Here is a 13,458-nt window from a genome sequence, read left to right on the forward strand (position 1 = left end):
TTTTGTAGTTAACTAGATATTTTGTTATTTTATAGAAACTATAAAATTAAAGCACCTATATTTTCTGATTTATATCAGAAATTTTAATATAAGTTAAATAATATATACGAATTATATATTCGTGATATTATATTTTTATAAATATAAATTATGATATATGTATTGTATCAAGTAAAAATAAAATTTTTATTTTATATTCTTCTTATTTTTAATACTTTATGAATTTTATAGTTCATTTTTGATATTTAAAATAAAAAAGGAGAAAAGAATGTTTAAAAGTGCTAAATTATGTGTTTCAATAACAGTTCTTTTTTTCTCTCAAATTCTTGAGATTCATGCAAATTTTAGGAGAGCTAGCTTTCCAGAGGAAGTTTTCATTATGATAGTGGCTCAAGAGAAAGAGCCTCTTATTTCAGCGAAAAACAAAGATTTTATTGCTATCTCAGGGCAAATTCCCAGAGGTAATGAGAACGCTATCATCGGACCAATAATCAAAGATGCTTTTTTTATCGCATATTTTTTTTTCATTGGAAAGCTTGTCGTTAAGACAGCTGGAGTCCTTAAAAGATGGGTTCTAGATAAATTTTCTCATGCTTTTGAAGACTTGCGAGATTCGTATTATCATTGATTGAGCTATTCAATTGGCATAAAAAGTTTGTTTTATGGGCTCAAAGAAAGTTTGCTTAAAGTAACAAAAAATTAATTTTATGCATAGTTAATGTGTTTGTTATGAATTTTTAGGCTTCTATTTCAGTGCACCGAAATAGAAGCCTAAAAGTTTAGATTACATTAAGGTTAATTTTCTCTGTAAAAAACTAGAGAATACGAAATGAATTAAATGACAATTGTGAAAAAATTCATTATCACTTTATTTGAATAAAATAATACGAAATTGTAGGCTATAAAAGCTGAATAATTCGCAATAAAAGTATTTTTTCATTGTTTAGAGCAAAGTGTTGGACTGGCTGGTCTTCGATGTTTTTTGAAATATATTTGTGAAAGAAACATGAGGCTTTATTTATCATAGGGCTGTTATCGTGGTGTGGATTGTCAGCATTTCAAAAAGTAAGGAAAGAAATGGCAATAAATGAACTGAAACGGGGTATGAGTAAGCGCCAAGTTATTTTTTTAGCTCTTGGTTCTGCTATTGGAACAGGTCTTTTTTATGGGTCTGCACAGGCAATTAAGCTTGCGGGTCCCAGTGTTTTGATTGCCTATTGTATTGCTGGTTTAGCTATTTTTATGGTTATGCGGGCTCTAGGAGAGATGATACTTCATAATCCATTGCCTGGTTCTTTTGCTCGTTATGCGGCAAATTACATATCACCATTAGCAGGTTTTTTAACGGGATGGACATATGTATTTGAGATGATTCTTGTTGGTTTGGCTGATATTACAGCTTTTGCGACTTATATGGGTTTTTGGTATCCTGATGTTGCTCCTTGGGTATGGGCACTGAGTATTACATTAATCATCACAGGCATTAATTTAGCTGCTGTAGAAGTCTATGGTGAACTAGAGTTTTGGCTCTCTTCTATTAAAGTTATAGCTATCATTGCGATGATTATTTTAGGAATAGCAATTATTTTTTGGGGGTGGGGTGAAGGTGCAGATTTTTCTACCGTTACTGTTCATAATTTATGGAAAAATGGTGGTATTTTTCCCAATGGTTGGTTTGGTTTTTTAGCTTGCTTTAGTGTTGTTGTTTTTGCTTTTGGTGGCATAGAAATTATTGGCATGGCAGTTATGGAAGTTCAAAACCCTCATCAAACGATTTCAAAGGCAATTAATTCTACTCCAGTTCGTATTTTGCTTTTTTACGTCATGACGTTAGCTATTTTAATGTCTCTTTATCCTTGGAATGAGATTGGTCTTATGGATAGCCCTTTTGTATCTATTTTTGAAAATCTTGGGATTTCGTATGCAGCAAATATTTTAAATATTGTTGTTGTTACAGCGGCTATTTCAGCAATGAATAGTGGAATGTATGGTGCTTGTCGTATGATCCATGGTTTATCGCAGGAAGGTTATGCTTTAAAAAAGTTTCAATATTTATCAAAAAATGGTATACCAGTTTTTGTTATTTTGATGATCTTCGGTATCTTTCTTCTTGGTGCTCTCCTTAATTATTTTTATCATGAAAAGCTTTTTTTTCTTATTGCCGCAATGGCAACATTTGCGACAGTTTTTGTTTGGATGATGATTCTACTTTCACAATTTTCTATGCGAATTAAGATGCCTAAAGAAGCACAGAATGGTTTAAAATTTCCCATTCCATTTTGGCCAATAGGGTCGATTTTTTCTATTTTATTTATGGTTTTTATTTTTATTCTCTTATGGTATTTTGATGAGACACGACCGGTTTTAATTATAGGTGTTAGTTGGATTGCTTGGCTTGTTGTTTGTTTCTATGTACTTAAACTTTATAATTTTAAGCAAAAGAAACAGCAATAAAATGTGAATAGAGATAAAACTCAAAACAAATAGCTGATGTCATCAGGAAAACAGGTGTTTGATTGTTATTCTCTAAAGGTTAGAACAATCTAGATTGAAAAAATCTGCTCGTTATTATTTTGCTTTGGAAGTTTTTGTGAGCCATTGCTTACGGTAACGACCAAATCATATAAATATTAGGCGTTTTTTGATGGTGAGCTGTGCTATCAATATAAGTCTTTCAGGTTAAAATGCCTAACAGCGCAAATAGATTTTACCAGATACAAGATTATAGGCAGATATCTTTTTCTAAACGTATTAATGAAGTTCTGTTTTACAAGAGAAGTTATTGTAAGAATTGTTTTTTTAAGCTCTTTAAAAAATTGGTTGCTTAAATTTTGTTGTTTAGAAAATTACTATTGCTTTTAGAAACGAAGATAAAGTTCTTTATGTCTTTTCTTGAAAAGAAGGGGTGAAGTTTTTTTTCTATTTTTTTTTCTTAAAGAGAATTGGCGTTGGTAGAAAATAGTGGATAACAAAGTTACATGAGGCATTGTATCATTGTTTTTATAAAAACTTTAATAAACAGCAGCAAGATATTACAATAAAATCTCATAGAAGAGTAAATTAAAAAGAACAATGAACGTGTGACAGTTTTACGATTCTTATTATTATTGCTCTCACAAGAGGAAGGATCAAACTTATTTTTTATAATATTGATACGAGAGTAGTTTTTATTACAAGTGGAGGCGGACAAAATGTACTCCGCAATTGTATTTCGGTGCAAAATTATTCAATATTACCATAAAAGGCGCTCAAGAACACTACGACCAGAAAAAACAATCATCGGAAAGTGGCTTTTTACACGAGAAGTCTTCCAATAGCTCTGAAACACACACAACAACGATTCCGTTTATCCTTGAGGTAACAGGCAAAGTTGATATGGATGTACAATGAGATGCTACGATTATTGCTTCTCATCTGATTTCTGGTCAAGATATCAATGTAATGGAAGAAAGTATGACGGTTGTTAGCATGACAGACCATCATAGCGGTCATTCACAGAGGCATGAAACAGGTTTTGATGGGCATAGATTTGACTTTGTAAGCAGAATTATTGGCGGCAATGACTATACTTACGAGACAGCACCTGCTGGTAGTAACTGGTGGACAGAATGGTGGAGAGTGATCATGAATCCCATAAGCTCCCATACCTGTCTTGGAGATGCGGGTCCGAAATGCCAAAAGTTTTATGGCACATCTCATTTAGAACAAAAGCCTTGAATTAAATCATGGAGGAAAAAATGAAACAAACCTTAAAATTATTAAGTGCGATAATTCTATTGGGTATAGCTGGGTGCCAGTTTAATAAACCTCCTCCAGGAGAGGTGGCTACGTGGGAGAAAAATGGTGTTACTGATTTTACTGAGGTAGGAAAAGCTTTGTTAGAATGTGGTATGCCAAGCCTTATTGATGCCGATCCAGAAAACAGAAAACTCAGCTACAATGCATGGGCAACTATTGATGCCTGTATGGTTCAATCGGGATTTCGTGATAAAGTGGGGGGAGGGACTTGGTGCGAGAATCATAAAGCCGAAGATCTCCCGATTTGTCGTCCAGGCGCTGTTGTTCCACAGCGCAGTGTCAAGAAGCGCTTAAACAGCCCTTTTTGTAAAAAATATAAAAATGCACCTGAATGCAAACCTTAAGTCTTGCTGTTTGTGACGATCAACAATCCCTACCTTCATGTTTCTCATGCCCGTGTGGGGATGGCTTAATTCAGCATGTCAATGCTATTTATTTATGGGGACTACAACTGTTGGCGCAATAATATAAAATATCTATCTTGGTTGTAATCAAAATATTGAGAATAATTATATGCATAACGTTGATAGAATACGATTTAAGTAGTAATTTTGCTGTATTTTTGATATAATATCGGTGGCATAATTATCGGAAAGAGATAAATAACCATGAAGGTTGATAATGTTCATCGTTATTTTGGAAGTGAAAAAACAGCATGTAAAGTAATTTATGGATTGTTTCATAATATCAAATTATTCAAGGATAGGAAAATGAAGCAGATTTTAAAATTATTAAGTGGGATGACCCTATTTGTTATGGCTGGATGTTATCCAGAAAAGCCTTCTCAAACAGCTGTAGATGCATGGGAAAAGTCTGGTGCTGATCAACTTGAGATAAAAAAAGCTCTGTTAGAGTGTGGAATACAGTATCTTGATGGTCGTTTTGATACAGAAACAAGTACTGATGAGAGATTCAATGCAGAGGAGTCTGTGAATGCATGCATGATACAAGCAGGTTTCCAAGATAAATTGGGAAGGGTAAAGTGGTGTGAAAAGTATGAAAATCTTCCAATTTGTCAGCCTGATGCTGTTATTCCTCAGCGAAGTGTAGAGAGGCGCTTGAATAGTCCTCATTGTGAAGAGAACAAAGAGCAGCCCGAATGTCAACCTTAAATATTGATGCTGTTGTAATCAATAATCCTTATATTTTTGTTCTCGCAAGGGGGGCGGGATTGTTTTTCTCAATAGACTAGCAATCTTACATGTGAAAAAATTAGCACAGAGTTATAGGCTTTTTTATTCGTAAATATTGAGGGAGGGGGAAAATGAAAAAAATATTGAAATTATTGAGTGCTATGATTTTTTTTAAGCTCTGTGGGATGTGTTAGTAAATCTCCCCCATCGATATTGGCATGAGGGGAAAAGCCTGGTGTCAATAAATCTATGGTTCAACAAGCACTGTTAAAATGTGGATGGAAACCAATCTACGTTTCTTCTGAAAATATGGATTCGCGTGCAAGTGAATTTGCAGCAATTTATGAGTGTATGACTAAAGCAGGTTATCGGTACAAATTGCAGGATTCAAAGGGAATCTATTTTTCATCAACACCGCGAAGTGATTCATTTTTAGTCAATTTAATGGTAGCAGGGTATCAGAAGGTTATGGACAATGATACTTTGAAACAAAAACAAGATTTGATGTTACGTCTTCAGAATGATAAAAAATAGAAAAGTTTTGAAAAAGTGACATAACAGTAAAATATATTCATCTTTAAAGTAATAGTTCAATGAAAATATTAATAGGGGTGAGGGAGTAAAAGTGCTGCTCTTTTACCCTCGATATAGTTATATTCATTAGAAACTAGCTTAGCAATGTATTATTTTCAGATGATAATAATATTGGGGGATGGTTAGCATTTTTAGAGAAGATTATTCAATATAAAAAATGGCAAAGAATAGCTTTGCTAAAATATCCTCTTTAACGATAATAAATAGATTATTTTTATAGAAATGAGTTTGATGAAATATTTTATTTTGATGTTTTTTAATTTCAGGAAAGTGAGTGTTTTATTGTATTTTAAATTTTATCAGAAGATATTAAAGCGTTATGCAAGTAATTTTGATGTAAATATCTTTTCATTTTATGGTCTATTTCGAGATGATATCTTTTAGAGTGGTTTATTGATGAATTGAAAACATTGATGATAGGAACTTACGAGAAAATTTATTCAATTTTTTCACTAGGTAGTTTACAGCTTTTATATAGAATTAGATACCTACATTAACTTATACGCTAGTGAGCATTTCCTTAGGTTTTTGTTGTAGAAGAAATGGTGCAATTATAACTTTTGTATAGTTTATTTCATAGTGTTGTGTTTTTATTAAGACATTTTGAGTTTTTAAATCTTAACAATTATTCTCATTTTATTGTATTTTTATTTTTGGGTAGTGAAAGAAATTTAAGATTATATCTCTCCAAAGTTTGCCTTTCTTCAAGTTTTTTTGAGATTATTTTTCCGACACTTTGTGTTGCCATTCTCAGCAATTGGGGGATTAGTTCTTTAAGAGAGCGTAATCCTAAATGGTATTATTAAGTTTTTTGTTCTTTCTTTACATAAAATACAAAACATATTATGAAATGCTGTCATTTATCAGTAAAATAGTAAAATAACTTTGTTTATTTTATTCTTATCGTATTTAATGTATGGTTTATTTTTTACCGGCATTTTTTGTGTTTGTTGAGAAAAAGAAAGTTTTGAAAATAATGATAAGCAAGGTATCTAAAAATCGCTTATATTCGTGTGTTTTTACGGCAGCTATTTTTTCTTTTTTGTTAAACACAAATATTGAGGCACATTCTCGTTCATTTGTATTACTGTCATGTGATGAAAACAAATTACCTTATGAATGCAGAGATGGTGCAAAGCATACAATTAGTGATAAAATATATAAGTTCACTGCACCTGTTAAAGAAAAGAATGGGGAAGGTAGTTCTCTCATATTGCCTGCTGCTATAGTAGTACAGGAGCCTAATACAGTTATTCAGGCAATGCGTGTAGAGGTTGAAGGAATTTCAGGTATAGAAGATATTTATGGTGCTGTTGTATCACGAGGGGGAAGAATTGTTTTAAGCGATTCAGCTTTTAAAAATGTATCAGTAGGTCTTAAAGCTGATAGTGGAATAATTGAGGTCAATCGTGGAACAATTGAAGCTTCTCATATAGCTGCTTATGCAGAGAAGCAAGAAGCAGCTGTTAGGTTAACGAATACAAAAATTAAAGTAGAAGGTCAGGGTATTGGTCGAGAGAGTGCTCTTTTCGTTGGTGCTGATGCGGGCATTCAGATGACGGGTGGATTTATTGATGTAAATGATGCCGCTGCACTTTATGTGGGTATAAGGGGAAATGCAACTTTAGATGATGTTACCATTACTTCAAAACGTCAAAAAACAGAAGATAAAGAAAATACAAATGAAAAAATTGCGTATACAGTTTTCAATGTAGACCAGCGTGGTTCTGTTTATTTGAAGAAGACTAATATTGTTTCTACAAATGTTCATGTTTTAATGGTTGGACAAGATTCTAAGGCACAATCCAATGTTGGCTGGAATGAAAATATTTTAATTTCGCGGGTTAATATTGAAGATTCAACAATTAAGGCAATCGGTAACAAACATGGTATGCATTTTGAGATGGGGGGAGGGAACAATGCGTACGAACAAGGACTAGTCTTTTTGAAAAGGACGGTTTTTGAGGTTGCAGATGGAACAGCTATTCATAGTCATAACAGTCGTAGTTATATTGCAGTAACAGAAGGCACAAAAATTTTGGGTGACTTATTATTAACAGCTGAAAAGGGGGGGGCTGTAGCGATTTTGGCTGATTCTTCTTCATTGATAGGAGGAACTCGTGTTGCTGATGGTTCTATTGCTGAGCTTTATTTAACAGGAGGATCAAAATGGTTCGTAACAAAAAGAAGGGCGATAGATTCACATATTGCAAACCGTACAAGTTCATTTATTTCATTTGTAAAACTTTCTGATAGTTTGATTGCTTTTGAAACGCCAATGTTTCAGGAGTATCAGACACTTTATATTGGGAAGGGAGAGAAAGAAGTTTATAGTGCGCAAGATAGTGCAGATATTTATCTCAATACACATCTCAGTCGTGATGGTTTGCTTGATAATAAACAGACTGACCGACTTTTGATACATGGTGATGTTTCTGGGAAAACCACAGTTTATGTGCAATTTGTTCCAGGAAATCAGGGGGAGATAGCAACCGGTGAAAAGGCTCATAGTATTTCACTTATTCAGGTTTCTGGAAAAGCGGCAGAAGATTCTTTTCAGTTAGATCGTGCTTATATTGCATTAGAGGGTTTGCCTTACCAATATTATCTTCATGCTTATGGTCCGAATTCTTCTCTTGGAAATGCACAAACTTCTCAAAGATTGGTTGAAGGAGATGGAGACTTTTGGGATTTCCGCCTTGAAAGTAAATATATTCAGCCTGTTTTAGAGGTGTCTGCTATTCCCCCTTCTGAGTTAAAGGTCAGAGAGGTTGTTCCACAAGTTCCGACCTATCTTTTGTTACCAAATGCTTTGTTTCATGTTGGACTCATGGATATTCGTCATCAACAAAAACAGTTGCAAGCTACGCGGTCTATTTCTCGTAAATTGTTAAAAAACGAAGAGAATTTTGCTTTATCTATTCACAGTTATGGTGGGCGTTATCGTTATGTCTCAGATCTTTCTACACTTAAATATGGGTACGATGGTCATGTTGATTATAACGCTATAAAAACAGATATTTTGCTCAAAACAATAGAAAGCGCATATAGTACGACATTTTTTGGGATTATGGGAACCTATGGAAAGCTTTCCTTACAACCTCGTAACGTGGAACGAAGCCAAAAGAGTACGTTTAATAAATGGTCATTTACGGCATACGCTAGTGTGGAAAACAACACTGGTTTTTATGTAGATGGTCTTTTATCTTATGGTTTGTTTAAAGGGGATGTGCTTACCCATGCTTGGGGTAAGACGGCGACATTAAAAGCAAATCCTCTCAACGTTTCGTTTTCTGCTGGTAAAGTGTTTATGACAGGATATGAAGATCTTATTTTTGATCCGCAACTTCAGCTTATTTATCAACATCTTCAATTTAATAAGTTTCGTGATATTGATGGATTTGATGTTGAGATGAAAAAAATAGGTCAATGGTTGGTGCGTATCGGTGGGCGTTTAAATAAAACATTTTCAGCATTTGAAAAGGATCGTATCACTTCTTTTTATGGCAATATTCATCTTACTCATTGTTTTGATAAAGAAAAATTTGTTCATTTTAAAGATGTTTTCCAGTTGAGTTCTTTTGGTTCTTCCTTAGAGGTTGGCTTGGGTGTCAATTCACAGTTTTCTTCTAAAGTTACACTTTACAGTGATCTTGGCTATCAGCATACGTTAACAAAGGCGGGTTTTTCTGGAGTTCGTTTTTCTGGTGGATTGCGCTATCATTTTTAATCACTCTTTTTAAAAATAATAAATGTGATTTTCAAAATCTTGTTCTGTTGTCGAGAACTAAAACCATTGTTTGTGCAGAATTTTTTAACAATAGTCCCATGTGCTTTAATAAATATGAAAGTATCACGTTGATTTATTTTTATTGAGTATAGCATTTCTTAAATGCTTTTAAAAAATTGGTCTATTAGATTCTAAATTTTTTTGTCTTGTTTTGGCTATAAATATTTGGGATACCTTCGTTATCATCTTTTTAAAAGAACAGCATTGTTATCTTATTATGCCATAAAACACCGTTGTGTAAGGTATGCTGATATCAGGCATGAAAAAAGGCAGGGGAATATTGTTTGTGCTGATTGAGAGCCTTTGCTTTTAAGGATATGTGAAGAGAAAGAATGCACAACTCTATAGTTTCATGGATAATGGGCATTTTTCTACTTTTAAATTTTGCAAAAAGCGTTTTTGAAGCTTTAGAATCGAGTGCATTATTGTAAGTGGGGAATAAGAAAAGTGGTAAAGTGTGCTTCCTTTCACCATAAGATTCACTATCTTTAATTTTAAAATCAAGATAAATCCTTTGAAGAAATTGTTAGAATTGTTGCTGAATAGATGAACAAGGCCGTTGTTTTGTTTGTTAAATAGAGATGAAATATAACTTTTAAATCGGAGTGAAAGTGGTAAGATTTTCTTCTTTCTTTAAGGCGTGGGGAGAAGAGATTGATCATATCGAAAAAGTCGATGACAAGTTTTCTTTATGGTTTGAAATATGGAGATATTGAAGAGAGTCTATTAAAATGGGGTGTAAAAGTAGATCATCGCTTCCTCAATCATTAGGTTTTGAAAAGGGTAAGAGAAATATCTTTATCGGCTTATTGATAAATATGGTATTTCCAGTGGGTGCAGTTTTACGCGCTTGTTTTAAAGAGAGTTCTCTCAACGTTCCAAAAGTCCTTTCGCGACGGCATTTTTGAATGGTCTAACGGTAAATCCATTGAGCCTCCCATCTTTACGCTTATGAAGTAACAAGCTGGCACCATCACACACTTTGCCAGCTTCCAATGTTTTTTGCTACAGCTCTTGTCGTAAGATGATGCATAAGAGGCATTTTTACTTCTTTTGTAACGTGTAAGAAAATTTTTTTGACTGATTTAATATAAACAGGGTTGGGATGAGAGAGTTCTTCAATATTGGGAACGCTCATTCAACATACAAAAAAATAAATTGTTTTTATAAGTCAGTATTTTGCCATATGATGTTTAAAGTGTCATCAAGCCATTTATGGTAATTGCACGCTTCTTTGTTTGAGGCATGAACAGAGAAAATAAAGCCAGGATATCCACCAAATGCTGGTGGAGGTGGTGAAATATGATCCGTTTCAAAGAAAATGATAGTTCTGCTAGTTTGTGGATGTTGTACGACCTTATCGAGACCTAAAAATCCAGAGAAGCGTCCATACCCATGAAGAGGAATAATATAATTTGCAGCCACTTTTTTAGCTGGGAGGACATCAGGAAGATCTAAATTTTGTTCAGCTAAAGCGGCATTCATACAGAGTTTTGCAAATGAAATTCCTGTACCTTGTTCTACAATAAAATGGGAGACACCTGACCCACCTATACGAGCGCCGATCTCAATGATATAAGGTAAATTATTAGCATCTAGGCGTAGCTCTACATGGGCAGCTCCCATATTTATACCAAGAGCTTTGACTCCAGAGCATGCAGCCTCACATAAAGCAATAATTAAAGGATCATCTATATCACAGCGTTGACGATAAATTGTTTCTTCAAACCATGGTCCTTCAGGTTGTCCTTTGTCGCCAACGGCTAAAACATGCACACCTGTTGTATCAACAAAACATTCTACGACAAATTCTTTTCCTGGCAAATATTGTTCTACAATTAAACCTACAGGTTTATTTTTATCATTAAAACGTGCCATATCTTTATGCTGAATATTCCATACAGCTTTGATGAGCTTAGAAAATTCTTCAGGATTTTTAGCTAACATGACGCCTGTACTCGCCCATCCAGAGACGGGTTTAATAACGAGCGGATAGTCTAAGGTTTGTGTTTGTGATAGGTCTTCTGGATTATCTATATACAGAAATTTTGGTGTTCTTAAGCCTGCTTTAGCAAAAGCTTGACGCATGAGATATTTGTTTCTGGTTAATGCTGCTACTTCTGGTTCAATACTTGGAGTGTTGATTTTTTTGGCAGCCAAAGTTGTCCATAGAATGGCTTCTTCGCGAAGGGTCATAACCCCAGCAATATTGCGTTCTTTTACGCCTGCTGCAAAAGCGTCTAGAGCTGCCTCTGGCTTATCAAAAACAGGAAGTTTCCAAGTTTCACTGACTGCTGCGAGGTGTTGAATAGGGGCGTTTTCAGCGGTATCATAGATCATTACTAATTCGATATTAGCTGCTTGTGCTGCTTCAAATATAAACGGGAGCTTTGTATTGCGCTGGCAAACTAACGCGAGTTTTTTCATTTTGTTTCCTTATTAAATTTGGAATTTGTGGCACGACGTTTTTGTTGCCATCCAGATACCTTTGATGCATCTATAAATAAGAATGTCATTCCTATAACAGCCATCATCATAGCAATTATTTTGATAATGTTGAGAGAAGGGCTCGAGCCGATTATCCATTCACATGTAACCACTGCAAAAGGGGATAATACGCCAATAGTGTTGGCGTATAATACACCTCCCTCAGCTAAAACTTTTTGGTACAAAACGTAAACTGGTGCCGAGCAAATAGTTCCTAAAATCAATATCTTAAATACATCTTCTAACTTAAGATATAAGAGTGGGGCAGGATCAAAAATGAATAATGGCATAAATGATGCGGCAGAAATTGTTGTAATCCAAGCCAGTGAGGTGAGCAAAGGTAAATGTTTAAGATAACGTTTAGACAATAAGCCATAAGCAGAGTAAGAAAGTGCTGCTGTTAAGGCAAGACCTACTCCTATCAGGTTATAATATCCACCTTCTCCACTGTTTATATTGAATGCTACAGCTGCTACACTGACAATTATCACTCCACTAAGCTTCAGCCATGAGAATTTAAGGACATTTGTCAATGCACCTAATATATAAGTAATCCCTGGAATAGTAGCAAGCACCATGGTTAAATCACTAGCTTTGAGTGATTTTAATGCACCAAAACTGCATACAAAATACAGCGAGAATCCTAACACTGAGAGAATAAAAAAAGCAGGTATCATGGAAAGCAATGGTAGGGATCTGAAAACGGCTTTCTCACGAAATAGTGCAATTAACCATAAGGCGGCAGCGGTGGCAAACAACCTAAGTTCAACCGCATGCATGACGGGTATATTGCTAACCAAATTCTTAGATAATAACCAACTTATGGAAAACAATGCTAGAATAGCAAAGGTAAACAGGAATAACCGTCCTTTTAAGAAACTCAATGATTTAATCCCCCAATAATGTACTGTGCATAAGATGATGTTGAAAAGTTAAATCGTGACTTTGAGGTCTGTGGTTTTCCAAGATTATTTTGGATATAATCCTTAGCTCCTGCCAAATAAGCATCATCATCTAATGCTTCAAGTGCTTTATAGCTGCAATCATCAATGCTATTACTTGTTTGAGATGCTCCAAATTAAAGATACCTCCTTGATCCGTTTCAATCAATGCTTTGTTTCACATCAATATTTCAAAAAGCAAGATCCCTGTACCAGCATCGAATGTCATATGCTGATCAGAATCTTTTGGATAACGAAATATGCGTTCTAAGAGGATAAATTCAGTTATTTCTTTCCAAAACTTTGAACAGTCTTCTAGCATAATACACACTGTAACTAAGTTAACTTTAATTTCTTCTAGAAGATCTGTAAACCAATTTAATTTTATATACAGATTCTTATTTAATGGTTGCGGTCCAGTATGATGTGCATAGTCATGATAATACCCCCATAAACAGTGAACATCGTAAATGTCTTCTTTAGATAAGTTACGACTATGCAATTGACTGAACAGGAATTTACTATCTCGACCGAGTAAATTTTCAGCTTTCACAATTGTTTGCTTGTTGTAAATATCAAAGAGTTTGCTGAACAAACAAAGCAAATGCTTGTTTGTCAATTTTTTTAGCAGTTGCACAGATTTTGGGAATAAAACAATGTAATTGCCTTCTAAAAAACCTTTTGATGCTCTTCCCATTTTTATACATTGAAAAGG

Annotated in this window: 9 protein-coding genes and 1 pseudogene; 7 read left to right on the forward strand and 3 right to left on the reverse strand. The window is 34.3% G+C overall.

Annotated elements, in window-relative coordinates; all coding sequences use genetic code 11:
* The first annotated feature begins 268 nt into the window (after positions 1-268).
* From ACFINA_RS03910 to ACFINA_RS03940, 7 genes and pseudogenes are all read left to right on the forward strand, one after another.
* A complete protein-coding gene (locus ACFINA_RS03910; RefSeq protein ID WP_375615106.1) occupies positions 269-628 on the forward strand; it encodes a hypothetical protein in 360 nt (119 codons plus the stop codon).
* Between the two features lie 449 nt (positions 629-1,077).
* Positions 1,078-2,454: an amino acid permease gene (locus ACFINA_RS03915; RefSeq protein WP_375610429.1), complete on the forward strand. Its 1,377-nt coding sequence runs from the start codon at positions 1,078-1,080 to the stop codon at positions 2,452-2,454.
* A gap of 774 nt (positions 2,455-3,228) precedes the next feature.
* A pseudogene (locus tag ACFINA_RS09820) lies at positions 3,229-3,717 on the forward strand (hypothetical protein); the annotation flags it as partial.
* 20 nt (positions 3,718-3,737) lie between these two features.
* Positions 3,738-4,142 carry a hypothetical protein gene (locus ACFINA_RS03925; RefSeq protein WP_375606683.1) on the forward strand — a complete coding sequence of 135 codons (405 nt, stop codon included), beginning with the start codon at positions 3,738-3,740 and terminating at the stop codon, positions 4,140-4,142.
* A gap of 366 nt (positions 4,143-4,508) precedes the next feature.
* Entirely contained in the window at positions 4,509-4,910 is a 402-nt protein-coding gene (locus ACFINA_RS03930) for a hypothetical protein (protein WP_375606682.1), read from the forward strand.
* A gap of 270 nt (positions 4,911-5,180) precedes the next feature.
* On the forward strand, positions 5,181-5,465 hold the full coding sequence (locus tag ACFINA_RS03935; protein WP_375608699.1) for a hypothetical protein: 285 nt from the start codon (positions 5,181-5,183) through the stop codon (positions 5,463-5,465).
* 1,036 nt (positions 5,466-6,501) lie between these two features.
* Entirely contained in the window at positions 6,502-9,255 is a 2,754-nt protein-coding gene (locus ACFINA_RS03940; protein ID WP_375615107.1) for an autotransporter outer membrane beta-barrel domain-containing protein, read from the forward strand.
* A 1,224-nt stretch (positions 9,256-10,479) separates the two neighbouring features.
* On the opposite strand, the gene ACFINA_RS03945 is transcribed toward ACFINA_RS03940, so the two are convergent.
* The 3 genes from ACFINA_RS03945 to ACFINA_RS03955 all read right to left on the reverse strand — a co-directional run bounded on the left by ACFINA_RS03945 (position 10,480) and on the right by ACFINA_RS03955 (position 13,440).
* Positions 10,480-11,742, reverse strand: coding sequence for an acetyl-CoA carboxylase biotin carboxylase subunit family protein (locus ACFINA_RS03945; protein ID WP_375615108.1), 1,263 nt, complete (start codon positions 11,740-11,742; stop codon positions 10,480-10,482).
* Positions 11,739-12,686 (reverse strand): DMT family transporter, encoded by a 948-nt coding sequence (locus tag ACFINA_RS03950; protein ID WP_375615109.1) that lies wholly within the window; start codon positions 12,684-12,686, stop codon positions 11,739-11,741. The genes ACFINA_RS03945 and ACFINA_RS03950 overlap by 4 nt, the downstream gene beginning before the upstream one ends.
* Positions 12,687-12,921: 235 nt before the next feature.
* Positions 12,922-13,440 (reverse strand): hypothetical protein, encoded by a 519-nt coding sequence (locus ACFINA_RS03955; RefSeq protein ID WP_375615110.1) that lies wholly within the window; start codon positions 13,438-13,440, stop codon positions 12,922-12,924.
* Between the last annotated feature and the right edge of the window lie 18 nt (positions 13,441-13,458).

The organism is Bartonella sp. AC10YNML (assembly GCF_042196825.1).
In the GTDB taxonomy this organism is placed as follows: domain Bacteria; phylum Pseudomonadota; class Alphaproteobacteria; order Rhizobiales; family Rhizobiaceae; genus Bartonella.